This window comes from Shewanella alkalitolerans, from assembly GCF_019457575.1.
GTDB classification, from domain to species: domain Bacteria; phylum Pseudomonadota; class Gammaproteobacteria; order Enterobacterales; family Shewanellaceae; genus Shewanella; species Shewanella loihica.
This window is the reverse complement of the sequence record NZ_CP080422.1, coordinates 1,058,629-1,084,020: the sequence shown is the minus strand read 5'-3', so window position 1 is coordinate 1,084,020 and position 25,392 is coordinate 1,058,629. Positions and strand designations below refer to the sequence as shown.

Sequence of the window (25,392 nt, the reverse complement as noted above, 5' to 3'; positions counted from 1 at the left end):
AAATAAGGCACTTAACAGTGCCTTTTTTGTTCGCATCGATTAATTCCACATCAGGGTGAAAGTTTACAGCCGCCGCCTGGGTCTGTTCGACAGATAAAACAATCACGAGAAGGCCACCCTATGACCAAGACACAAAATTCACGCGCTGGCGCCCTGCTGAGCGCCCTACTCTTTACCCTGATGAGCCTGGCGCTCATCGCTCCCTCCGCATCAGCTAAGCCGATAGCTGAAAGCCCGACATCTATCTCGCCGCTGCTGAACGGGCAGACGGTGCCCGCTATTCAGGTTAAGGATCTTAAGGGCAAGTCGGTGGATCTGCAGCAACTTATCCAGGAGAAACCCAGCGTGCTCTTCTTCTACCGCGGTGGCTGGTGCCCCTTCTGTAACGCCCAGATGGGTCAGCTGCAGGCGATCGAAGGCGATCTCCTCAAGATGGGCTTTCAGTTGATCGGCATCTCGCCCGATGCGCCAGAGGAGCTGCGCGCCTCTATGACCAAGAATGACCTCAACTACACCCTGGTCTCGGATGCAGACCTCAACGCCATGCGCGCCTTCGGCCTGGCCTATTTCACCAGTCAGACCATATCGGATAGATACATGGCCAAGATGCAACTGAAAAACAAGCTGTGGAAGAACGCCGCCGGCGAGTCCCGTCTGGTGCTGCCGGTACCCGCGGTCTATATCACGGACAAGACGGGACTGGTGCACTTTCAATACATCAACCCTAACTACAAGGTGCGCGCCGAGCCTAAGCTGATCCTCACCGCAGCGAGCCTCATCCCCCAGTAGGCAATAGTGCCGACAGCGCTAGCAAAGATTAGTCCCTACAGCGTTATCAAATATTAGTGCCAACAGCGATAGCAAATATTAATGCCGACAGCCCAAGCAAATACCAGGGCTTGCAGCTAGACAAACCGCCGCGTAGCCACAAGCCGCGGCGGTTTTCTTTATGCTGCCGATATTGATAAGCGCGCCGATAGGGTATACTCAGCGCCGCATCCCTTTTTTCTTTTGCGTGGAGACGCAATGACAGAGCAAAGCTACAACCAGGCCCTAGTGGCATTAGCCCAGGCGGGCCTCGCCGACCTGGCGGCGCGTAACGCAAGCCCAGGCAGCATCAAGACCCCGGCGGCAGAGAGCCATTTCCTCTGCAACTGGATGGTGCAATCACTCAAGGAGCGACGCTTCTCCAAGTTGGTGGCCGATGATTTGACCCGCTGGATCCGAGAAGGACGCAGCAAGGGCGCCGGAGCCCAGCTCCCCCAGCTTCTGCAGCGAATCGAAAACCAATATCTGCCGGCCATGGAAAATGCCGAGGTGGGTCAGTCGCTTCAGGCGCTGATTGCCGACCTCGAGGCCCAGGGTTGGCTGGTCATCCTCGACTGTGAGGTGAGTGGCAAGCTCAGGCTCGACAGCGACGGGCAAAACAGCCTGGTGATCTCGGTCGAGCAGTATGAGCAGCACCTGGTCGAGGGTAAGCTTATCAAGCCCATCACCCTCTATATGCGCGCCGATGAGCAGCTGATCGCCCAACACGCCGTCAAGCACGCGCTGCTGCTGAGCCAGGGCGATAAGAAAGCCAGCTGCATCAAACACCATAAGGCCTATCGCCTCTATCCGGGCAACCGCCAACCCGCATTGGCACTGCTGCAAGCCTAAACACGATTTAGCTCGCCTTCTGTTACAGGCCGTCTTAACCAGGACGGCCCTGCTTATCGACACTCGCATATCAACACTCGTTTCCGGCCATTCTCGTGTTAGCATGTCAGCCAGGTTAACTTAAGGTCGACAGCCACTATGACAGCAAACAAGCAAGATTCGGCGACGCCGCACTACGACGCCCTGTGCGCCGCCTTTAAACAGATCCATCACTTCCAGCACCTTCAAGCCCTGGGGGACTGGGATCAGGCCACCATGATGCCAAGTGGCGGCAGCCAAGGACGGGGCGAGGCGATGGCCGAGCTGGCCCTGCATATCCACACGCTCAAGACCGCCCCCTCTTTGGTCGACAACTTGTCGGCGGCGGACGAAGAGGCCTTAACCGCGTCGCAGAAGGCCAACCTGAGAGAGATGCGCTATCACACGCTACAGGCCACCGCCCTGCCCGGCGAGCTGGTGCAGCAGAAGACGGCGCTCACCTACGCCTGCGAGCATGCCTGGCGCCAGCAACGCAAAGACAACGACTGGCAGGGCTTTCGGCCAAATCTGGAGAAGGTGATCGCCCTGGTGCGCGAAGAGGCACAGATCCTCGGCGAGGTGCAGGACCTTTCCCCCTATGACGCCCTGCTCAATAAGTTTGAGCCAGGTTGTCAAACGGCGGCGCTGGATAAGGTGTTTGGCGAGCTGAGGACCTGGCTGCCAGAGATGATCCAGCAGGTACAAGCCAAACAGCAGAGCTGGCAGAAGGTGATCATCCCCCACAGCAGCGCCCACGCACAGCAGGCCCTCAACCTGGATGTGATGAAGCTGCTTGGCTTCGATTTCAATCAGGGGCGCCTAGATACCAGCAGCCACCCCTTCTCGGGTGGCGTACCTGGCGATGTGCGCATCACCACCCGTTATGATGAAGCCGATTTTATCACCTCCCTCTACAGCACCATCCACGAGGTAGGCCATGCCCGCTACGAGCAGGGACTGCCCATCGACTGGCGCGGCCAACCTGTTGGGCTGGCGCGCTCCATGGCGCTTCACGAGAGTCAGAGCCTGTTCTTCGAGATGCAGCTCGCCCGAAGCCCGGCGATGATTGCCCTGCTTGCCGAGAAGATCAACCAGCACTTGGGCGCTAATCTGAACACAGCCCTGAGCAGTGAATCCCTCACCCATCTGGTGCAGCGAGTGACGCCTGGCCTGATCCGGGTCGATGCCGACGAGGTGACTTACCCTTGCCACATCATGCTGAGATATGAGGTGGAGAAAGGCCTAATCGACAAGAGTCTGCAGGTCGCCGACCTTCCCGAGTTCTGGGACAATCAGATGCAGAGCCTTTTGGGGCTATCCACCCGCGGGGACGATCGCAACGGCTGCATGCAGGATATCCACTGGCCTGTAGGCGAGCTGGGGTACTTCCCGAGTTACAGCCTGGGCGCCATGTACGCGGCCCAGTTTAAGGCGAGCATGGTCAAGGCGCTGGGCGATATCGACAGCCTGATTGAGCAGGGCAATATCACCCAAGTTATGGATTGGCTCAACCAAAACATCTGGTCTCAAGGATCGCTCCTGACCACAGATGAGCTGGTGACGCAAGTGACCGGCGAGGTGCTTAACCCGGTTCATTTCAAGCGTCATTTGGAGCAGCGCTACTTAAGTTAAGTGCAGTTAAGTTAGGTTAAACCACCTGACAAACAAAAAGGCTAGCGCAATGCGCTAGCCTTTTTCCTTCTATTACCGACAGCTTTATTCTGCAAGCTGACTCGTCATCGTCATGTCGCCTAGTTGGCGGCATCGCCCTCGCGCGGCGTCTTACCGTTCAAGGGAGAGTGCGCCCCTTGGCCCTCGTCGCTAATCTCGCCGGCGCCCAGCATCTCCTGGGTGATCATGTTGTGGCCTTTAAGCAGGTCGTTGAGTCCGCCTTGCTTGCCATCCACCATGCCCAGCTCTCTGAGCATGGCATCGACGATTGGTGCGTTGGCGCGGTAATTCAGCGCCGCAGAGGTCACCTGCTCGGCGATACCGCCCTGGCTAAGTACAGCCTCGCCATTGCCCTGAGTCGCCCCCGAGGTGCCGTAGCCCTGAAGGATCTTGATCCCTTCGATGTTCTCCAGCGGCTTGACCGCCTGAGCCACCACTTCCGGCAAGGCTTTGAGCATGGCCAGCGCTTTTTGCAGTTCGATCTGCTCGCTGCTGAGCACGTTTTCCGCCTCGTGCAATGCCTGCTTACCGGCCGCCTCGACCGCGTACACCTTCTCGTCGGCCTCAGCCTTGAGCTTCTTGGCATCCGCCGCCGCTTTCGCCTCGGTAAGGATCGCACTCGCCTTATCCTCGGCGGCGCGTTTCTCGGCTTCCGCCTCAACCGTCACGCCCACCGCATCACGCTCGGCTTCCTTGCGGGCATCGATCACCTCGATCTCCTTGCGACGGTTAGCCTCGGCCACCTGACGCACGGTAATAACCGCTTCCTCTTTCTCTACCTTGAGCTTCTCGGCCTCGGCCGCCTTGGCGCGGGCGGCAGATTCCTCTTCCGACTTCTGCGCCACCGCGATCTGCTTGTCCTGCTCGGCCACCTCGATATCGCGCTGCTGCTGAATGCGTGACTGCTCGATCGCCTTACGCTTCTCGATCTCGCGGGTCTCGATATCTTTGGTCTTCTCAATTTGCGCCGTCTCTACCGCGCGCTCCTTGGCAATCTCCGCCTCACGCTCTTCGCGGCTCTTCTGCTCCTGCTTCTTGAGGATCTCCGCCTTCTGCTCGGCGCGCTTAAACTCCAGTGCCTGTTGCTGTACCAGACGCGCTTCCTCTTCCGCCTTCTCGATCTCCAGCGACTCCTTCTCGGCTTCCAGGTTACGCTGCTCTATCTTGATGCGGTTTTCCTGCTCGATGTCGTTGGTTTCTTTGCGCTTCTCTTCGATGATCTTAGCAAGACGTGCGCGCCCCTCGGCATCGAAGGCGTTATTTTCATTGAAGAATTGCAGGTCTGTCTGGTCGAAACCTGTCAGAGACACAGATTCCAGCTCGAGACCGTTCTTCTCCAGATCGTTGGCGACGTTGTTCTGCACCCGCTGCACGAAGTCGGCGCGCTGCTCATGCATCTCTGTCATGGTCATCTCGGCCGCCACCGCACGCAGCACGTCGACAAACTTAGACTCCATCAACTTCTTCACCTCTTCGACCCGTGTGGTACGGGTACCTAAGGTCTGCGCCGCCATGGAGATCCCCTCGACACTCGGCGCCACGCGCAGATAGAAGTCGGCTCGCACATCCACCCGCATGCGATCTTTGGTGATCAGCGCATCTTTCTGCATCTTCTCCACCTCGATACGCAGGGTGTTCATGTTGACCGCGATCGTCTCATGCAGCACGGGCAGCACTATGGCGCCGCCATCTTTGATGATCTTCTCGCCGCCAAAACCTGTCCTCACAAAGGCGGTCTCTTTCGACGCTCGTCGATACAACTTGGCGAAGATCATGCCGATCACCAAGATACCGATTAACACAGCGCCAGCGGCAATAAACACAAAACTGCCACCCAATGACACGCCTATTCCTTCAACTTCGTTCATGTTTCATCCTTAATCTAAGCTTGTTATAAGCAGGTTTTACGGCAGCAAGGCTGCCTAAATTTCATCGTTAAATTGCACCACAGACCAGACCTGGCCATTGCGATTGAGCAGCACCACAGAGGTGCCCTGGGAGAAGGCCTCGCCCGCCAGCTCGGGTTCCACCAGCACATAATGTTTCTGCTGATAGGCATCTTTCACCACGGCCTCGCTGGGAAATCCCTTGCGGGCACAGCCTAAGGTCACGACGCCTACCAGACCGCTGAGCTCGTCTACCGAGACAGCCGAGGTTTCATTCTTGGGCAACAGATTGGCGAGACGGGCGCCGAGGATACGGCAGGAAAATGCGCCGAGCACTATGGCCAGCGGAATACTTAGGGGCGCCGGCAAGGCGCCGTGAAAGGAGATCGCCAGATAGTTGATCGCAAAGCCGGCGATGGCGAAGCTGGTCAGGGCCAGCACCAGCCAGATAAGCAGTGGCAGGCGATCCAGGCAGAGCCAGCCGGCTACGCCTGTGACCCCAGACACGCCGGTGTCGACATCGGCGTCCATCTCCATGGGCGTCAGATCGTCCAGCAGGCCAAACAGACTCAGGCCAAAGACCATAGAGAAGCCTTCGACCAGGCCCAAGAGGATCACCAAGGCCAGCGCCAGGCTGTAGGGTAAGTTATCGGTAAGCAGTAAAAAATCCACTGTCTCTCTCCATGAGATAATGCCAAAACCCCTCGTGGGGATTTAAGGCCCGCTTAATATCGCGCACGTATATTGCTATACGTCGATTGTTAAACTGATAGTCCTAAACGAATAGTTCTTAACTGATAGTCCTTGCTAGTATTCCTAGATGGGCGGCTCAGACAAGATACGACTTGCCAAGGCTGGCGAGCCACCGAGGTTAGAGAATAACAGACTGAATAATTGAGTAAATAGCCAATATTCACATTTGTTTTTACTAATCTTAACCCCCTTGCCGACGCCATTGATAAGGCCTAAAAGCTGTGCGAACATCTATCCTTTGTCCCAACGCCCCCTTAAGGGCTCCAGCCCCTCGAAATTAGAAACATTAGTAATGCAAATACGAGAGATACAGGCCCAGGATTGGCCAGCCATTTTACGCATTCAAGACGAGTGCTATCCCGACATCGAGCCCGAGTCCCTCGCTGCACTGCAGAGTAAGGCCCGCCTCTCCACCGAGACCTGTTTTGTGGTCACGCAAGACGATGCCGTCATAGGCTATTGCCTGGCGCACCCCTGGCAGCGCGACCTGCCGCCGAGTCTGGAGCAGGTGCTGGATGCGGCGCCTAAACAGGAGACCCTCTACCTGCACGATATCGCCTTTTCCGCCAAGGCCCGAGGCCTGGGGGCCGGCGCGGCCGTGTTTAATCGCCTCATCGAACAGGCCAGAAACAAGGCGCTGGATAGCATCTCGCTAGTGGCCGTGGGCGGAGCTCACACATATTGGCAACGTCTGGGCTTTAAATCGCGTATAATCGACAAATCCTTAGGCAGCTACCCGGAAGATGCCTGCTACATGGTGTATGCCATCGACGCAGCTAACCCAGGCTATGCCTATCAGGACTGAAAGAAACTATTTTTAAAAGAATCTTTATTTACGAAAGTGCTAATTTAAGAGAATGCTATGGCCCGCAGAGTCGGTTATACCTTTAAGAATCAATACAAAGAGATCAACTTCGTCTATGACAAGTTTCACGACATCTATGAAGCCGTGGCCGCAGCCGAGGGAATCGATCTGACCCGCTACCTCGCCATGGAGGCGCAGGTCGCCATGACCTCCAAGGGTTCCCAGGCGGTGAAAGACTATCGCCAGAAGGAGTTCGCCCGTTTCGGCTTTAGCGACATCCACTTTATTCGAGATGAAAGCGCACAGGATGAAAGCTAAGGCCAAGTTCGCTAGAATAAGCCACCCATTTTCGCCTTTTACCAGATGATATAGGCCCTGAATGTCTAATATTGAACATGCCAATTTTCCCAGAGCCGGCTTCTTTCGCCGCCTGGGCGCGATAGTGTACGACCTGCTGCTGGCGGTCGCCGTCTACATGGTGGCCGGAGCCATAGGCTTCGGTATCTTTACCGCCCTCACTAGCAGTGGCCTGCTGGCCATGAATGGCTTCGAGCATGTCTCAGACCTGCTAAACGGCACACCGCTCTACAAGGGCGTGTATCAGCTGTGGATCGCCTTCTGCGTCGGCCTCTTCTATGTGCTGTTTTGGAGCTATGGCGGCCAGACCCTGGGCATGCGCGCCTGGCGTTTGAAGATCCAGCATCCCAACGGCCAGAGCCTGAGCATGATCACCGCCACCGCACGTCTCGTCTGGTCGCTGCTTGGCATAGGCAACCTGTGGATCTTGATCAACGGCGATAAGCTGGCGCTACAGGATATGATGACCCGCTCGGAAGTGGTGGTGCTCTCCAAAGAAGCCAACCAGATGCGTAACTGGCACGGAGTGTAAGCTAAACCCAGACATAAAAAAGGACCCTAGGGGTCCTTTTTTATTGGGCTTAATTCTATTTGTCTTAGACCTAAAGAAATGGCCTAGCGGCGAATATAGTAGATGGCCGCGCTACTGAAGATGAGTGGCGGCATCACGGCGCCCAGCACGGCCGGTAGGCCATACACCAGAGTCATGGGGCCGAAGATCTCGTTACAGATATAGAAGCTGAAACCGGCGACGACACCCAGCAGCACCCGCGCGCCCATGGTCACAGTACGCAGCGGACCAAACACGAATGACAGGGCCACCAGCATCATCACAGCCACAGTGATAGGCTGCATGATCTTACGCCATAGTGCCAGCTCATAGCGGCCCGAATCCTGGTTATTCACCCTCAGGTACTCGAGATAATCCACCAGCCCCTGAATCGACAAGGCCTCGGGTTTTACCGACACTACGCTCAGCTTATCCGGGGTCAGAGTCGACTCCCAGCGATACAGGGTGAGATCCGTCAGGCTCACCTGCTCTGGGGTGATCTTGGTCTGACGCACATCGAGCAGGCGCCAATGATCCTTAGAGTAAACGCCACGGCGCGCCTCTATGGTGCCCACCAGATTCAGTTTATCGTCGAACTCATAGAGCACGATATTGTGCAGGCTGTTGATATCCTCTATCTCGCCTATGTTGACGAACAGGTCGCCATCTTTGGCCCAGATCCCCCGGCTCGACTTAAACAGACTACCGCCGGAAAGTTTGACCGCCTGCAGCTCCTTGCCGTGACGCTCTGCCACCGGCGCGCCCCATTCCCCCAGGGCCATCACCAAGAGCATCAGCGGCACCGCCGTCTTCATCGCCGACAGGGTGATCTGAAAACGAGAAAGACCCGCCGACTGCATCACCACCAGCTCTGAGTTTGACGCCAGCATGCCCATGCCGATCAACGCCCCGAGGAGCACCGCCATGGGGAAAAACATCTCGATATCCCGCGGGATCAGAAACAGCACATAGATGCCGGCATCCACCATGGTGTAGGTACCGCGTCCCACCAGACGAATCTGATCCACCCACTTGATGATGCCTGACAGGCCAGTTAACACCAGCAGACACAGGGCCGAGGTGCTCAGCAGGACACGGGCGATATATAAATCTAGAATTCTCATGCCGCCACCTTCTTACGCTTTAGCAAGCCAGAAAGCTTAGCCCCCGCAGGGCGCTCCTTACTCAGCAGCAACATCCCTAAAAACAGCGCCGAGGCATGGATCCACCACATGCCGAGATAGGCTGGGATCACCTCATCTTCGAGCGCCTTGCGCCCGGCGATCATCAAGCCAAAATAACCCAGATAAAGCAATATGGCCGGAAACATCTTGGCAAACTTGCCCTGGCGCACATTCACCCGCGCCATGGGCACGGCGATCAGCGTCATGAAAGGGATCGCCAGCGGGATGGCCAGACGCCAGTGGAACTCGGCCACGGCCTCGGGTCCCTCGGTATCCAGCAGCTGGTCGATTGGCAAGGCCGACAGCTTACGGCGGCGCTGATCCACCTCCTGCTCCTTGATCTGCATCTCGTAGCCGGCAAACTGCACCACCTGATAATCGAGCTGATTCTGCTTGCTCTGGTACTGGATACCATCGTTTAGCTTGAGGCGCTGCTCGCCGCTTTCATCCTCGATCACGCTGCCCCCTTGGGCCACCACGATATTGGACTGACTGGCGCCATCTTCCGGGTCTGGTAGCTGGGCCACGAACACCTTGTCCAGTTGATTGTCGCGACCGATACGCTCAACGAAGAGTACCGCGCGGCCGTTAGGACTGGTCTGGAAACGTCCCTGGGTCAATGCCGCCAGGCCTGCCTCCGACTGGGCATTTTCAAGCACACGGTTTTGGGTCTCTTCGGCCCAGGGGGTGACATAGATGGCTAAAAAGCCGGTAAACAGCATGTTGGCGACGGCGAGTAGCAGGGTCACCCGGGTGACATACCATTCACTCACGCCGACGCTGTGGAAAACCACCATCTCGCTTTCGGCGTACATGCGGCCATGGGCCACCAGGATCCCCAAAAACAGACTCAGAGGCACCACAAGCACGGCAAGATAGGGAAGATTAAGGCCTAGAAGGGTCATCACCAGAGAGGCGGGAAACTCGCCATCGGATGCATCAGCGAGTACACGAACAAAATGTTGGCTAATAAAAATAGCTAACAGTACTAAAAGCACTGCCATCTGCGCTTTTAAAACTTCACGAATCAAGTATCTAAATACAATCACAGGCAGGATCCAGTCCCTAAACTTATATTTATGCTGGTATCAGCCCACTTTTCATGTAGACTGTCTACTTTTGGTAGTTTTGTGACCAGTCTTTAACTAAAAATGGCAGAAAAACACCTGAAAAATTAACATTGGTGTACCAATTTTAGGTCCGTTTTGGACACAAGCAGACATTATCTAATAAATAATAATATTTGTCTTTAAGAATCTAGGAGAGCTCATGGAGTTTAGCGTTAAGAGCGGCAGCCCGGAAAAACAACGTTCGGCCTGTATTGTCGTTGGTGTCTATGAACCTAGACGCCTCTCTGGTATTGCTGAGCAACTGGATAAAATCAGTGAAGGCTACATTAGCAACTTACTTCGCCGCGGCGACTTAGAGGGTAAGCCGGGTCAGATGCTACTTTTGCATCATGTGCCCAACGTGTTGAGTGAACGCGTCCTTCTTGTAGGTTGTGGCAAAGAACGAGAACTAGACGAACGCCAGTACAAGCAGATCATCACTAAAACCATCAACACCTTAAACGACACAGGTTCAATGGAAGCCGTTTGCTTCCTGACCGAACTGCACGTTAAGGGCCGTGACACCTATTGGAAAGTACGCGAAGCCGTTGAATCGACTCAAAATAGTCTATACAGCTTCGACGCACTCAAAACCCGTAAGGGCGAAACCCGTCGTCCACTGCGCAAGCTGGTCTTCAATGTACCGACCCGCCGCGAACTCACTGTGGGTGAGCGCGCCATCGAGCACGGCATGGCCGTATCGACCGGTACCCAGCTATGTCGCGACGTGGCCAACATGCCACCAAACATCTGTAACCCGGCTTACCTGGCCTCTCAGGCTCGCCAGATTGCCGAGAACCATGAAAACCTCACCGTCACTACGGTAGGCGAAGAGCAGATGGCCAAGCTTGGCATGAACTCTTACCTGGCCGTCGGCCGCGGCAGCCATAACGAGTCGGTCATGACCGTCATGGAATACAAGGGCGCGGTAGACAGCACAGAGAAACCAATCGTGCTCGTGGGTAAGGGTCTTACCTTCGACTCGGGCGGTATCTCACTCAAGCCTGGCGAAGCCATGGATGAGATGAAATATGACATGGGCGGCGCCGCAGGCGTCATCGGTACCATGCTGGCCCTGTGTGAGCTGAAGCTGCCGATCAACGTAGTGGGCATCCTGGCGGGCTGTGAAAACATGCCGTCGAGCAACGCCTACCGTCCAGGGGACATCCTGACCACTATGTCGGGCCAGACAGTCGAGGTCCTCAACACCGACGCCGAAGGCCGTCTGGTACTGTGTGACGTGCTCACCTATGTGGAGCGTTTCGACCCTGAGCTGGTCGTCGACACAGCAACCCTTACCGGTGCCTGTGTGATCGCCTTGGGTAAACACGCCTCGGGTCTATTCTCTTCACACAACCCGCTGGCGCACGAGCTATTGAACGCCGGCGAGCAGAGTGGTGACCGCGCATGGCGCATGCCGCTGTGGGACGAGTACCAGGAACATCTGGAAAGCCCGTTTGCCGACATGACCAACCTGGGTGGTCGTCCTGCCGGTGCCATCACAGCTGCCTGCTTCCTGTCACGCTTCGCCAAGAAGTACAACTGGGCGCATCTTGATGTGGCCGGTACCGCATGGAACAGTGGCGCCAACAAGGGCTCAACGGGTCGTCCCGTACCGCTACTGACTCAGTTCCTGATCAACCGTGCAGGCGTTGAACAGGGCGAGTAATCCACTCCCCTTAAACACTGCCTCATGGCGTGTTTAACACAAAAAAGGTGAAGCAATTGCTTCACCTTTTTTTATGGGGTTTACTCTTCCTAAATGGGTTTGTTTAGAAGTCTAGCCCCTTTCTTAGCCCGCCTGCTTAGCACGCCTGCTTAGCACGCCTGCTTAGCCCACCGACTTAACCCGCCAGCTTAGTCAGCCTGCTTGGCCTTGAGCAGCTGCACCATCATCAGCAAGACGCCGCCGAACACGCTAAAGGAGGCGATCGCCAGGAAAGGGTCAACCACTTCCAGCGCCACAAACTCGCCATAGAGCAGGAACAGGCCGATGGCCACCCCTATGGTGCCCAGCTGATGCAACCAGAACTGCGCCGTGACCAGTTTCCCCGAATGCGCCCCCGTAGAAGCCGCTAGCCAGAGGCGATAACAGAGGGCATAACTGAAGGAGATCAGAAAGCCTATCATCATGATGTGGGCGTGGGTCACCAGCTGACCATGGTCGTGGGAGGCCGCCATGTAGAGGCCCAAGGCTAGCCCCAGCAGGGCGTAGCTAAAGGCCGTTAAAAGATATCGTCTGTCCATCACTGTCACTCCGTTGGGGCCCAAATGCCCACCTAACCTATCTACTCAGTGTAGGTCAGCTTGGCTCTGAGATGGCGACTGGCGGCCGCTTTCACCGCTTTGTAGCAAATTGTAACCTTTTAAACCATTTAAGAAACAGTATGTTAGAAGATGCTGTAATAATAACTATTCAAGGACTCTTGAGCCAGGCTCGACTCTCCCCCTATGATGTTCACATAAGAATAACAATAATGTACGGACCCTCATTTAATGACCAAGCTCAGCTACCAAATAGGCGGATGTGAATTAGACTGCAAGTTAATGTCATTAAAACACGCAGACAGCAGCATAAAACTCTCCTCCAAAGTCTTCGAACTCCTGATGCTCTTCATCGACAGTCCAGACAATGTCGTCTCGCGCCAACAGGCGATCGACACCATCTGGCTAGGCAACGAAGGGGTCGGCAAGAAGGGCTTCACCAACGGCATCTGGGTACTGAGAAAGACCTTTAAGGATCTGGGGGTCGAGGAGGAGGTGTTTAATACCCTGCCTAAACTCGGCTATCAACTCACCCTGGCGGTGCAGCCCGTCGACAGCCAAACGGCCTCAGGCCCGACTCGCTCCTATACCCGCTATTTTCGCTACGCAGCCTTTATCGCGATTTCACTCATAACAGCTCTGCTCCTTTGGCTAGGTTTGAGCGGCATTTCCGACGAGCAACCCGTGCAGATCAGCCAGCTACGGCCTGTTACAAACCCAACCAAACTCAAGGTGACCAACTATGGCGGGGTCGAGGAGCATATTGCCGTGTCCCACGACGGCCAGCGACTGGCCATGCAGTGGCGCGACAACTCCCTGAGCGGCAAGATCTATATCAAGGAGCTGAGTCAGGTCGATGCGCCGCTGACCCTGATCTCCTTCGAGAACAACGAAGAGGCCTCCCCCGCCTGGTCACGCTCCGATGAGAAGCTGGCCTATGTGCGTCTCGACCCGGCCGGTGGCTGTCAGGTCCGGGTGAGAAACCTTTTGGATAACACAGACCAGCTCATCGCCTCAGACTGTTTCTACATCCCCTATAAGCGCATCGTCTCCTGGTCCGAGATCGACGACAAGCGCCTGCTCTACGCCAAGAAAATGCAGGACCGCGTGGCCCTGATGGCCTACAACTTCGATACGGCCGAGCATCAGCAGGTGAGTTTTCCCGACAAGAACGAGATAGACTACGCCCCCAAATGGTTGGACCAGGATACCCAGCTGGCCTTTATTCGCGAGCGGGCGGCCTCCAACTTGCTCAGCCTGATCCTACAGACGGCGGACGGCAGTGAACGAGAGCTTATCCAAAACAGTCCCAGCATAGTCGATTTCGACTACTCGGCCCGCGAGCAGCTGTTTTACGTCAACAATCTCGACGGCGCGGCGGCCATCATCTCCCGAATTCGTCAGGACGGCAGCCAGCTGGCACCGCTGGCGCAATCTGGCCTCCCTAGCAGCATCAGCCTGTCTAACACACAAGCCATGCTCTATGTGACCGAACATATCTCCAAGGAGTACATCACCCAGCAGGCTTACGGTGATGGCAAGCAACTCAGGCGCATCTCCTCCTCCTCCCGTGACATGTATGGCAAGTATGCCAAGGCCACTGGCGATATCCTGTTTCTCTCCAACCGTTCCGCCCTCTGGTCGATTTGGCGCAACAATAAGGTGAGCAGCAAGAACATCACCCACTCTCTCGGTAATGTCGGCGTGCCGGCCATCTCCCCCGTGAGCAGCGACTTTGCGGTCAATATCATCTCTGGCACCGGCCGCACCCTCTACATAGGCAATATAGAATCTGAGAACTTTCGCGCCATCGATATCCAGGGGATCGAGGCCGATAACTTGAGCTGGTCGGCGGATGGCGAAGCCCTCTACTTCAAGGGCTTCGCCAAGGAAAAAAACGGCATCTATAAGCTGAATGTCAAATCTGGCGAGCTTGAAAAGATCACCCAGCAGCAAGGTGTCTACGCCATCGAGGGTCAGGATGCCAATCATCTCTACCTGTCCAAGTTCGACCAGAATGGCATCTGGCATCTGGATCGCACCACGAACCAGATGACGCTAATCACCGACAAGTTAGCCAAGTATGACTATGGCGCCTTCTACTATGAGCAGGGCTATCTCTATTTCTTGAGCCGCGATGCCGAGCGCGACGCCATCATGCGTATCTCACTTGCCGACAATGACCACAAACCTGAGTTAGTGCAAAGTTTTGCCCCAGATGCGGTGCGCAAGTTTTTCGGCCTTGCGCCGGCGGATGGCCACTCCTTCCTGGTCACCCTAAAACTGGCCAACGAGGCCGATGTCTTCGGTTATAAGCTGGTGACAGAATAGCTTTAACTAATTGATCTAATTTGAATTAGATATTTTAAAGAGATAAAAAATGCCCTCATAGAGCAAAAAACGGCGAATAATCGAGACGCCCTTCGTTGTGCGCTTATTACCTTCACGTTATTAAATTGTAACAGTCAAAATCCATTGACTCGACAGCACACAATAACAAGAAGGAAAGGACATGAAATTTACCAAATGCACCCTAGCATTGTGCGTCTCGACCGCCATTCTCTCCAGCGCCCTACAGGCCAAGACAGAATCGATCTCAGCCTTTGGCGTGGATCAGGCGCAGACCAAGGCGACCTACACTTTCTCACTGGCACAGACAGAAAAGGCCGCTGGCCAACTTAGCGCCCAGCAAGCACTCGGCCAACAGGCGCAGCTGCTTAAGCAGATCCAGGCCATAGACCCACAGGCGCGCCTGGTGGGCAGCAGCCATCTATTGGCCAATACGGTCACCGTCGAGGTGCAGCAAGATGCACTGGCCAAGATCCGTGCGCTGGATGCCATCGCCCAAACCTTCCACGGCGAGCAGCTCTTTAGCGAGCAGGCCTCGATAGTCCAGGCTCGCACACGCACCGCCAGCCAAGACGCCAGCCGTCTCAGCGAACAAGATATCGAGCTGATGAGCCCCTACACAGGTAAAGAGACCGCAGGCACAGGCGTCAGCATCGCCATCATCTCTACCGGTATCGACTATACCCTGCCAATCTTCGGCGGCTCTGGCGTCTATGGTGAAGACAATGACCCCGAAACGCCGCCACCGGCTGGCAGCTACCTTGAAGCCCTTGAAAATGGGGCAATCGAGTACGCAGGTTTTCCCACTGAGGTGGTGGCCGGGGGCTGGGACTTTGTCAGCGAAAACTATGGCAACGATGCCAACCCGATCGATCAAAACCTAGAATATGAAGCCTATAATGGCTGGGTCTACCCCACAGGCACGGGCACTGAGATCGCCAGCATAGTGCATCAACTCGCGCCGGGCGCCAAGCTACACGCTTACAAGGTGTATAACGTGATGGAGAAGAACGGCAGGGTATCGGCCTCTGGCCCCAGCCTTAACTCCATTGTCTCGGCCTTTGAACACGCCATGGATCCTAACCAGGATGGTGACACCAGCGATCATCTGGATATCGTCTTGATCGACGCGGCGGGCGCGGGCGCCTTCTTCGACATCGACGGCAACGCCTCCCCTAGCCTGCTGCAGATGCTGATCGAACGCGTCTCGGCTCAAGGCATGACAGTGGTGACCCACGCAGGAAACCTTGGCCTCTACTCGCTATTTGGCGATGCAGAAGCCAAACACCGCAACTGGATTTCCAGCGAAGGTAGCGCCACCTCGGCCATTACCGTCGGCGCCGTCAACCATGGCGAAGATGGCGTGAGCAAGGTCATTCCAGACTGGGCACCTATGGGCCCGGTGCGCGGCTCCCAGGCCCTTAAGCCTGAGATAGTTACCTTTACCGATGAGCAGCCAGTCGCAAAGATCTCTAACCCAGATGAGACCGCCGCCAAGCTGGGGAGTCGCAGCGGCGCCTTTACAGGTGCGGCGCGCATCGCGGCGGCGGCAGCCGTGATCAAGAGCCAACATCCAGGCTTCGGCCCCGCCGAGATCAAGGCCCTGCTGGCCAATACCGCCGACATATCTTCAATCCTGGAGAGTGACGGCGTGACCCCAGCAGAGCTTTATGCCATGGGCCATGGCATCGAAAACCTCACCAACGCCATCGCCTCGCCTATCGTTGCCTGGGAAACCAGCAGCAACCAGCCCTATGTGCAGTTCGGCATGCATGAGGTCGCCCAAAGCAAGACACTGCATAAGCGCATCACCCTGAGAAACCTCTCGGATACGGCGCAAACCTACCAGATCTCCTACAAGATGACCGGGGACAAGGCCGGCTACCAGGCGCTGATCCTGAGCCTGCCCGAGAGCGTGAACATTCCGGCGCACTCGAGCGTGATCCTGCCGCTCACCCTGACCATAGCGGGCGACAAGCTGCCCCAGTGGCCACTGATGGGTACCGGCGACCATGTGGATGCCAACCTCAAGGCCACCGAGCTTAACGGCTACATCAGCCTGAGCGCAGATGATCAGCCCGAGATCAACCTGGGATGGATGGTGAAGGCGCGCAGCAACACCAGCATCACCAAGAAACCCAACGCCATCGAGTACCCCAACTACCTGGGCTACAACCCAGATCTGGGACAGACAGAATGGGAGCACCTGAATTGGGGCCGCGAACTCTATCCAGATACCGAATCTGGCTCGCTGAACTATCAGGGCTATGTGGCGTCGTTCGTTAACGAGTCGAACACGCCAACCACCTACCAGGCCTACCCATTACTGCTGCAAAACCCGACCCTGCCCGAGAAGCTACAGGGGCTGAAGGGGCATATGATAAAGGCGGTCGGTGGCGCTATCTATGATGACGCCCAGTGCAGCGTGACCGGTAAGAAACTCAATATTGCCGTCAGCCTGTTTCAACCAGCGGATGTGGCCCTGCCCAACTTCTTCGAGCGTGGACCGCGCCTGTTTACCTATGACCTTTTCTATGAGGCCACGGTTAAGGAGAACGGCTGGGACAAGAGCTTCGAAGGCGCCTACATCTATGATGACGCCCAAAAGGTGAACCAACCCTTCGTCGCCCTCAACGACAAGGGACAACCCACTACCTATGTGATCGATCTCAACCTGCCTTACGACTATACAAACCCAACGGGCCGCTATAAGGAATCGACACTGCCGACCTTCTTTGCCAACAACGGGAGAAATATCGTGTCGCAGGTCTGTCTGGAAGATATGTTCCACCACGAGCTGGATAGCGTCGAAGATTTCGACCAAAACTTTGGCTTCCATATCGAAACCGACCGTCACACAGGCAAGGCGCAATATGAGCCTATCACTCAGTTCAATCCCATCAAGGGCGGCAGCTACACCACGGAAGAATCTTGCTACCTTGACTGGTTCAGTGGCGAAGAGGTGTGCTCTGAAACCGTATTCGATCGCTCGCTCAAGATAGGTTTCGCCGGTAAGGCGGACGACCAGGTGGTCGGCGATCTGGCCTTCGAGCAGACCTATACGGCTCAGCCTGGTGAGGAAGTCTATATCGCCTCTGTGGGTACCTCTGAGCTAGGTGGTTTTGGCAGGCTGCCCGAGCCTAAGGGCTTCATGGTGGTGAGCCTTAACGACGACTTCATGCAGATAGGCTACAACGCCCTGGTGGACGATGACGGTTCGGCAATTGCAAAAGCCAAAGCCGGACAGGTGTTTAGCGTAGAGGAAAATGCTGAGGTTGGCACAGTCGTCGGCGAGATAGCCCTCGATACCCAGGGCTTCTTTACCTCGGGCTCGAGTTCATATACGGCCTTCGAACTACATATTACCAATACCCTTGTCGGTACACCGTTTGCCATCAATCAGGAGACCTTCGAGCTCTATGTGGCCAATCCTGAGGCCTTGGATTTCGAGAACAACCGCGAGTTCGAAGTCAAGGTCACCTCTCAGCGCGGGAACAGCATAGGCGAAACCGAGACCCTGACTGTCATGGTACAGGACATCAATGACATGGCACCCGAGCTGAATGAAGCGGTTGCAGCGTCACTGAAAGTCGCACCACTGAACTTCAAGTCTGGCTCATCAGCCAGCTTCAATCTGGATGTAAGCGGCCTGTTCACCGACATGGAAGGCAATGGCCTGAGCTACCAGGTCGAAGGCAGCACCTTCGCCGCCCTGAGCATCTCTGGCACCCAGATAACCGGCCAGGTCGACAGCGAAGGCAGTCATCCTCTGACCATCATCGCCTCCGACGGTGCGCATGAGGTTAGCCACACGCTGCAGATTGAGGCGAGCCAAGCACAGGAAAGCGACGATGGTGGCGCCCTGGGCTGGCTATCGCTACTGCTGGGACTGACGGCCATGGTTCGTCGCCGCCGCTAGGCAGCTCCTGAGTCTTCACATGATTGGGATAGCCAATGTTGGCTATCCCGCTTCTCGCCACTATTAAGGTATTCAAATGAAATCAAGTCGTAGAAATTTGTTACTGAGTGCACTCTCGGTTGCCATCGCCAGCGCTTGTTATGCCAATCCTGGCGCCGCTGGCTTTAGCGATGATACCAAGCCATTGCAAACCATTATTCCCGGCCAAGAAAAACTCAAACTCGAACGCGCCGATAAACAACGCAGCGACGGCATGTACTTCGTCCGCTTCAAAGAGGCCCCGGTCGCCAGCTATGATGGCTCGCTGGCGGGCTTTGCCGCCACCAACATTCAGGTCAACCAGTCAAACAAGCAGGCATCTGGCCTGCTGAACAGCCGATCGAAGGCCAGCCTGCAATACAGAGGCTACCTGAAGCAGCAGCAAGCCAAGGTCAAACAGAGGCTAAACGGCAAACTCAAACGTATTCTGACCCCAACCCAGGAATACCAGCTGATCGTCAACGCCATGGCGGTAAAGCTTAAGCCGGGTGAGGCCGACATCATAGCCAAAGACCCTGAGGTTCTGAGTGTCGAGCCCATAGGCCTGCACTTTATTCAAACCTCCACCGGGCCCGAGTTTATCGGCGCCAAGCAGGTCTGGCAGGGCAATGAAGTCGTCAAGGCGACACAGGGGGAAGGGGTTATCGTCGGCGTGATGGACACAGGGATCAACGCCAATCACCCCTCCTTTGCTGAGGTGGGCGCCGATGGCTACCAGCACAAGAACCCGCTGGGAGACGGTCAGTATCTGGGGGATTGCCAGCAGTATAGCCAGTTTTGTAACGGCAAACTCATAGGTATAGTCAGCTATCCCGAGCTTATCCAATATCGTCAGGACACGGCCGACAGCCTGGACGATCCCGCCTATGACGATCTCGCCAACAAGGTCAAGGTGGGCTATGACTTCAACGGCCATGGCTCCCATGTGGCCTCTACCGCGTCGGGCAATATACTGCACGACGTCAACTTCTACCTGCAGGTGCAGGAGGAAGATGGCACTATCATCGCCGAAAAGAGCGCCTTCGAATTTGACGCCATCAGCGGCGTAGCTCCCCATGCCAACCTAGTGTCCTACCAGGTGTGTGACGATGCCGGCTCCTGTTATCCGGAATTTACCCTCAAGGCGATTGAACATGCCATAGAGAACGGGGTACAGGTGCTCAACTACTCTGTGGGCGGCTCGGCCAAAGACCCTTGGTCCTCCATCGACGCCGAAGCCTTCCTCAACGCCCGCGAGGCGGGAATTCATGTGGCCGTGGCCGCGGGGAATGCGGGCCCAAGCGCCAGCACCATAGGTTCGCCGGGAAACGCACCCTGGGTGACGACGGTCGCCGCCTATACCCACGATCTCGAGTTTAAACAGAAATCCCTCACCAACATGAGCGGCGGCGAGACGCCGCCAGGCGACATGATGGGCTTTGGCGTGACCAAAGGGGTGAGCGGCAAGGTGGTTCTGGCGGCCAGCATCGATTCTGACAACGCCCAGTGCATCGACCCTTTCGAGGCCGGCAGCTTCGATGGTGAGATCGTCGTCTGCGAACGCGGAACCAACGCGCGGGTGCGCAAGGGGATCAATGTTAAGGAAGGCGGCGCCGGCGGCATGATCTTGATAAACATGCCTGATGGCGTAGATTCGCTGCACAATGACAACCATGTTCTGCCTGCCATTCAGCTCAGTGCCGCCGATGGCGAGCGTTTGACCCAGTGGCTGGCCAGCGGTGAAGGTCATCAGGCGACAATTGCAGCCACGGAAACCACCAGAAACGCCAGCCTGGGGGATATCGCCGGGGTCTTCACCTCTCGCGGGCCTAACCTGCCCTATCCCAACATCTTCTCACCGGATATCGCCGCGCCCGGGGTCGATATCTACGCCGCCAACGCCGAAGACAGGCTGTTCGAGGGGCAGATTGGCCATATTCCATTCGCCAGCTTGTCCGGCACCTCTATGGCCACGCCCCATGTGACCGGTGCCTATGCCCTGCTCAAGGCCGCGCATCCAGACTGGACACCGGCTCAGGCGCAATCGGCCTTCATGAGCACCGCCCATCAGACCACCTACAAGGACGATGACTATGATGGCACTCTAGAACGCTCCGACTTCTTCGACCAGGGTGCGGGCAGCCTGCGTATCAACCAGGCGCTTAAGGCGGGCCTGCTGCTGGATATCGACAAGGCAGGATACCTGGCGGCCAACCCTGAGATGGGCGGCGATCCCAGTGCGATCAACACCAGCTCCATGGTGCAAAACCAGTGTATCTCCAACTGCAGCTGGACCCGCACCGTCACCGCGACCCAGGCCAGCAGCTGGAGCGCCGAGTATGAATATCTCAATCCAGGCTACACCCTGGAGGTGACCCCATCGAGCTTCTCCCTCAACGCGGGGGAATCTCAGGTGCTCACCATCAAGGCGACCGCCAACATCAACCTGGTGGATGAGTGGGTGCACGGCTACATCAAGCTAAACAATGCCGACACCAGCATGAGCGACACCCACCTGCAGGCCACCATAGGCTTCAAGGCGGGCCAGGTGGCCGAGGAGGTCTCTGCCGAGATGAACAATGTCGACAACCAGCTGGTGATTGAAGATATCTTCACCTCGGGCAGTAATGCACTCCAGGTGAAGGGCTTCGGCCTGTATAAGGCGCAGTCCTTCACCGGCAGCGCGATTGGTTCCTCTAACGATGCCGAGCGTGGCAGCCCGCACTCGAATCCTGAGGTGATCTTCAGCGTGCCCACCGTGGTCAAGCCCTACACCAAACGCCTGGTGGTAGAGATAACCGACACCACCTCACCCGACATGGATCTCTATGTCGGCATAGATGAGAACGGTGACGGCATGCCTGATGCCTATGAGATGTACTATTCACTGCTCTGTCTGAGCGGCGAGGTAGACTCTAAGGAGCGCTGCATCCTGGAAAACCCGCCAACCGGCAACTATTGGATATTTGCCCACAACTATGAGGGCAGAGTCGAGGATGAAGCCGACGAGGTGACCCTGGAGATCACCCATGTGAACTACAGCAACCAGGCGAGTTTCGACATCACGGCGCCGAGCCAGGTGGCACAGGATGAGCGCTTCGACGTGAGCCTGTCGGTCAACGGCTATCTGGATGACAGCCTGAGTCTACAGCCACTTGAAGCCGGCGAGACCTACTATGGCCTGCTCGAAATGGGCACCACAAGCGAGCTTAAGCGCAACATAGGCGCCACCCTGATCAAGGTAAAAGGCCTAGAGCCGGTTGAGGTGCCGCAAAACACGGCGCCCGTGCTGGCCAATCCGATTGCCGACCTTGAGACCCAGCTAAGCGAACAGGGCAGCGCAGTGGTCAGCCTAGATCTCAGCCAGGTCTTTAGCGACGCCGAGGGCGATACCCTCATGCTATCGGCGACGGGTGTCGAAGGACTCACCTTAGATGGCACTCAGCTTGAGATGAGCTTTACCGCCAGCGGCGAATACCCAATAGTCATCTCGGCCAGCGACGGGGAATTCAGCACAGAGACGCAATTTACCGTCACTGTGACAGCGGCGCCGATAATACCTGTCGAGCCACCGAGTGAATCGAGTGGTGGCGGCAGCCTAGGTTACTTCGCCCTGCTACTGCTTGGTCTCTCAGGCCTTAGACGCCGCCAGCGCTAATGGCGAGTGGTGACTAACACAGTCGTTTAACCAACCACCGGCAACAGGGACGTTTGCCGGTTTTTTTAGCTCATCCTATTTCCCCAACACCGAATCTCCTCTCTCCTCTCTCCTCTCTCCTCCTCTCGGCGGTCAACATCAACAGTCATCAGCAAATTCGGTGGCTAACTCATCGAGTCGCTCAGCGGCTAATTCACCAGCTAATTCACCAGCTAATTCACCAGCTAATTCACCAGCTAATTCTCCAGCAAATTCACCAACTAATTCGGCTACAGATTCGCATAGCCATCGATATCTTGTTAGTGTGGTAGCGCGGCCTAAGTGCCGGATTAGATATGATTACTGCCAAAGGACTCTGTTATGTTACGTTCGTTGACCGTTTGCCTGCTGTTACTCCTCGCCCCCGCCTTCCATCTCGCCGCCGCTCAAGCGCCTGCGGCTAAACAAGAGCCTGCGGCCAAGCAACAAGCGCCCTTAACCCAACAAGAGGCTATGCCCCACTCCCAGACTCCTATCCTCGACCGCCCTTTGGTTGAGCGTTACATACTGGATGAGCTCAAGGCATTGAGGATGGAGCAGCAAGATCTCGAGCGCCGCCTGACGGTGGAGATCACCGACCGTGAGCTGGCGGTGGCCGACAAGTCGCTGAACTATGCCAACGTGACGGTAACCTACTTCTTCTACATCATCGCGGGCGTCGCATCCTTGATAGCCTTCATCGGCTGGCAGTCCCTTAGAGAGATCAAGACCAACACCGCCAAGTTGGCGGCCGAGCAGCTGCAATCCATCACAGAGCAATACGAGGAGAAGTTTAAGGTGCTGGAGCAAGACCTTAAGCGTAAGAGCCGCATCATCACCAAGAACAACCGCGAGATCGAGATCATCAACGAGATCCACACCCTCTGGCTACACGCCCAAAGTGCCCAGACCCCAGAGCAGAAGATCGCCGTCTATAACGAGATCCTCACCATACGCCCGGGTGACCTGGAGGCGATGACCTACAAGGCCGATGCCGCCATGGAGATGCGCGAGTTTAACTGGGCGCTGAGCCTGTGTAACCGGGTGCTTGAGGTCGACGGCAGCAACGCCCACGCCCTCTACCAGCGTGCCTGCGCCTTCGCCTGTCTGGGCCAGGAGGAGCGCGCCCTGTCGGATCTTGAGCAGGCTATCGAAAACAGCGTCTCCTTCAAGGAGGTGGCCGCCAACGAGGATGACTTCAGCAACCTGAGAAGCAACCCCAGGTTCGACATACTGATCTCCTCCAGCGAGAGCTAACAATTAGACGCTACTAGGCTACAAACCTCTCCCTAAGCTAAGCGGCGCGGGTGTCCCTTTTCGCCGCTAACGCCCATACTTAAATAAGCCATTCATCATATGCCACCGCGACCTGTGGGCGCGGCGTGTGAACGGGAGGCCGATATGTCACGTATCATCGCCTATTGTTACGACAGCTTCATGCGCGGGCCCGAGCAGGCCTGTCTCATCGACTGGCGCCGGAACTTACTTAGCCAGGTCAGCGGCCGGGTGCTGGAAATTGGCGCCGGTACCGGAGCCAGCCTGCCCCTCTATCCGAAACGCACAGATCTCAAGCTGGTGCTAACCGAGCCAGATGTGGACATGATGCGCCTCTTGGAGAAGGCCGTCGCCGAGCTGCCGGATAGCCATATCACCCTGCTGGACTGCCCGGCAGAGTCCATCGACAGTGAGGATTCGAGCTTCGACTGGGTGTTTGTCTCCCTGGTGTGCTGCACGGTCCATGACCTGCCGGGGACACTGGTGGAGATCTGGCGGGTACTCAAACCCGGTGGTCACCTGCTGTTTCTCGAACACGTCGCCGCCGAACCTGGGACTCGCAGGCGCCGCTGGCAAGACAGACTCAACTTCATCTGGCGCCGTATCGCCGGCAATTGCCACCTCAACCGGGAGACGGAGGCGCAGATCCGTAGCGCGGGCTTTGAGATAGAGTCGATCACCCGGGAAAGCATGCGTAAGGCGATGCCCCTGGCCAGGCCGACGATTCGCGGCGTGGCGCGAAAGCCCTTAGCCCCATCTGAGCCCTAAGCCCCAGCTAAGCCACACCTAAGCCATTCACCTCAGTCGCGATGGATCCGCACCGCGATCCGCCGTGCGCCGAAATCCTCCCGCACCCTGGCGAAGCGTCCCGGCAGCGGCGCGCCGCAGTATCGGCAGGCACCCTGCTCATCCAGCGCATATTGCCCGAGCTGATACCAGTCACGCTCGATCAGGCGTTTGTGGCAGCTGGCGCAGTAGGTGGCGTCGGAATCTGGGTCATGCACATTGCCGCAATAGACATAGTGCAGGCCGTGATTGAGGGCGATGCGCCGCGCCCTTTGTAGCGTGCTCAGCGGCGTCGGCAACCTGTCCAGCAGCTTAAAATCAGGATGAAAGGCGCTGAAATGCAGCGGCACATCTGGCCCCAGGTTTTCCACCAGCCACTGACACATGGCATTGAGCTCCTCATCGCTATCGTTCTCGCCGGGGATCAACAATGTAGTTATCTCAAACCATACCTGGGTCTCATGCTTGAGGTAGAGCAAGGTCTCGAGCACAGGTTGCAGCTGGCCGTGACAGATCTTGTGATAAAACGACTCGCTAAAGGCCTTAAGATCGATATTGGCCGCGTCCATATACCGATAAAACTCAATCCTCGGCGCCTCACAGATATAGCCCGCGCTCACCGCCACGCTCTTTAGCCCAAATTCATGGGCCGCCTGGGCGGCATCGATGGCGTATTCCATAAACACCACAGGATCGTTATAGGTAAAGGCGATGCTCTTGCAGCCATGGCGACGGGCGGTGGCCGCCAGCTCGTCTGGCATGGCGCTGTCACACAGGGTATCCATCTGCCGCGACTTACTCATGTCCCAGTTTTGGCAGAAGAGACAGCTCAGGTTGCACCCGGCGGTGCCGAAGCTCAGCACGCTTGAGCCGGGGTAGAAATGGTTCAGCGGCTTCTTCTCGATAGGGTCGATACAGAAACCCGAGGAGCGACCATAGCTGGTCAGCACTATCTCGCCTTGATGGTGCATGCGCACGAAGCAGGCGCCGCGTTTGCCCTCGCGCAATGTGCACTTGCGCGGGCAGACGTCGCAGCACACTCGCCCGTCATCCAGGGCATGCCAATATTGGGTGGGAAAATATCTAGGAGGCATTTGATTCATGGCGCGATC

General features: G+C 56.5%; 18 protein-coding genes. 12 read left to right on the top strand and 6 right to left on the bottom strand.

Annotated features, from left to right (window positions below; genetic code table 11):
• Positions 1–120: 120 nt before the first annotated feature.
• From K0J45_RS04810 to K0J45_RS04800, 3 genes are all read left to right on the top strand, one after another.
• On the top strand, positions 121–789 hold the full coding sequence (locus K0J45_RS04810; RefSeq protein ID WP_220044485.1) for a peroxiredoxin-like family protein: 669 nt from the start codon (positions 121–123) through the stop codon (positions 787–789).
• 237 nt (positions 790–1,026) lie between these two features.
• Positions 1,027–1,659: a DUF2913 family protein gene (locus tag K0J45_RS04805; protein ID WP_220044483.1), complete on the top strand. Its 633-nt coding sequence runs from the start codon at positions 1,027–1,029 to the stop codon at positions 1,657–1,659.
• Between the two features lie 138 nt (positions 1,660–1,797).
• The gene (locus tag K0J45_RS04800; protein ID WP_220044482.1) at positions 1,798–3,309 is read left to right on the top strand and encodes a carboxypeptidase M32; all 1,512 of its coding nucleotides are present in this window, start codon (positions 1,798–1,800) and stop codon (positions 3,307–3,309) included.
• A gap of 119 nt (positions 3,310–3,428) precedes the next feature.
• Here the strand turns inward: K0J45_RS04800 and K0J45_RS04795 are convergent, their stop codons facing one another.
• Together K0J45_RS04795 and K0J45_RS04790 are read right to left on the bottom strand one after the other, a co-directional pair.
• Positions 3,429–5,216, bottom strand: a complete 1,788-nt coding sequence (locus K0J45_RS04795) for a flotillin family protein (protein ID WP_220044481.1) — start codon at positions 5,214–5,216, stop codon at positions 3,429–3,431.
• Positions 5,217–5,270: 54 nt separating this feature from the next.
• Positions 5,271–5,906, bottom strand: a complete 636-nt coding sequence (locus tag K0J45_RS04790) for a YqiJ family protein (protein WP_011864750.1) — start codon at positions 5,904–5,906, stop codon at positions 5,271–5,273.
• A 373-nt stretch (positions 5,907–6,279) separates the two neighbouring features.
• Between K0J45_RS04790 and K0J45_RS04785 the strand changes: the two genes are divergently transcribed.
• From K0J45_RS04785 to K0J45_RS04775, 3 genes are all read left to right on the top strand, one after another.
• Complete coding sequence (locus tag K0J45_RS04785; RefSeq protein WP_220044480.1) at positions 6,280–6,792, top strand: GNAT family N-acetyltransferase; 513 nt, start codon at positions 6,280–6,282, stop codon at positions 6,790–6,792.
• A 57-nt stretch (positions 6,793–6,849) separates the two neighbouring features.
• A complete protein-coding gene (locus tag K0J45_RS04780; protein WP_011864748.1) occupies positions 6,850–7,110 on the top strand; it encodes a DUF2960 domain-containing protein in 261 nt (86 codons plus the stop codon).
• Between the two features lie 61 nt (positions 7,111–7,171).
• The gene (locus K0J45_RS04775) at positions 7,172–7,681 is read left to right on the top strand and encodes an RDD family protein (RefSeq protein ID WP_011864747.1); all 510 of its coding nucleotides are present in this window, start codon (positions 7,172–7,174) and stop codon (positions 7,679–7,681) included.
• An 83-nt stretch (positions 7,682–7,764) separates the two neighbouring features.
• On the opposite strand, the gene lptG is transcribed toward K0J45_RS04775, so the two are convergent.
• Both lptG and lptF read right to left on the bottom strand, forming a co-directional pair.
• Complete coding sequence (gene lptG / locus K0J45_RS04770; RefSeq protein WP_011864746.1) at positions 7,765–8,823, bottom strand: LPS export ABC transporter permease LptG; 1,059 nt, start codon at positions 8,821–8,823, stop codon at positions 7,765–7,767.
• Entirely contained in the window at positions 8,820–9,932 is a 1,113-nt protein-coding gene (lptF, locus tag K0J45_RS04765) for an LPS export ABC transporter permease LptF (protein WP_220044479.1), read from the bottom strand. Before lptF ends, lptG begins: the two co-directional genes overlap by 4 nt.
• A 220-nt stretch (positions 9,933–10,152) precedes the next feature.
• On the opposite strand from lptF, the gene pepA reads away from it, so the two are divergent.
• Complete coding sequence (gene pepA, locus K0J45_RS04760) at positions 10,153–11,661, top strand: leucyl aminopeptidase (RefSeq protein ID WP_011864744.1); 1,509 nt, start codon at positions 10,153–10,155, stop codon at positions 11,659–11,661.
• Positions 11,662–11,849: 188 nt separating this feature from the next.
• Here pepA and K0J45_RS04755 read toward each other — a convergent pair whose 3' ends face one another.
• Positions 11,850–12,239, bottom strand: a complete 390-nt coding sequence (locus K0J45_RS04755; RefSeq protein WP_220044478.1) for a TonB-dependent receptor — start codon at positions 12,237–12,239, stop codon at positions 11,850–11,852.
• Between the two features lie 300 nt (positions 12,240–12,539).
• Here K0J45_RS04755 and K0J45_RS04750 point away from each other — a divergent pair, with 300 nt between their 5' ends.
• From K0J45_RS04750 to K0J45_RS04730, 5 genes are all read left to right on the top strand, one after another.
• The gene (locus K0J45_RS04750; protein ID WP_220044477.1) at positions 12,540–14,588 is read left to right on the top strand and encodes a winged helix-turn-helix domain-containing protein; all 2,049 of its coding nucleotides are present in this window, start codon (positions 12,540–12,542) and stop codon (positions 14,586–14,588) included.
• A gap of 181 nt (positions 14,589–14,769) precedes the next feature.
• Positions 14,770–18,525 (top strand): S8 family serine peptidase, encoded by a 3,756-nt coding sequence (locus K0J45_RS04745; protein ID WP_220044476.1) that lies wholly within the window; start codon positions 14,770–14,772, stop codon positions 18,523–18,525.
• 76 nt (positions 18,526–18,601) lie between these two features.
• The gene (locus tag K0J45_RS04740) at positions 18,602–22,201 is read left to right on the top strand and encodes a S8 family serine peptidase (RefSeq protein WP_220044475.1); all 3,600 of its coding nucleotides are present in this window, start codon (positions 18,602–18,604) and stop codon (positions 22,199–22,201) included.
• A gap of 360 nt (positions 22,202–22,561) precedes the next feature.
• On the top strand, positions 22,562–23,476 hold the full coding sequence (locus tag K0J45_RS04735; protein ID WP_220044474.1) for a tetratricopeptide repeat protein: 915 nt from the start codon (positions 22,562–22,564) through the stop codon (positions 23,474–23,476).
• Between the two features lie 144 nt (positions 23,477–23,620).
• On the top strand, positions 23,621–24,262 hold the full coding sequence (locus tag K0J45_RS04730; RefSeq protein ID WP_258406767.1) for a class I SAM-dependent methyltransferase: 642 nt from the start codon (positions 23,621–23,623) through the stop codon (positions 24,260–24,262).
• A gap of 32 nt (positions 24,263–24,294) precedes the next feature.
• Here K0J45_RS04730 and amrS read toward each other — a convergent pair whose 3' ends face one another.
• Entirely contained in the window at positions 24,295–25,383 is a 1,089-nt protein-coding gene (gene amrS, locus K0J45_RS04725; protein ID WP_220044473.1) for an AmmeMemoRadiSam system radical SAM enzyme, read from the bottom strand.
• Between the last annotated feature and the right edge of the window lie 9 nt (positions 25,384–25,392).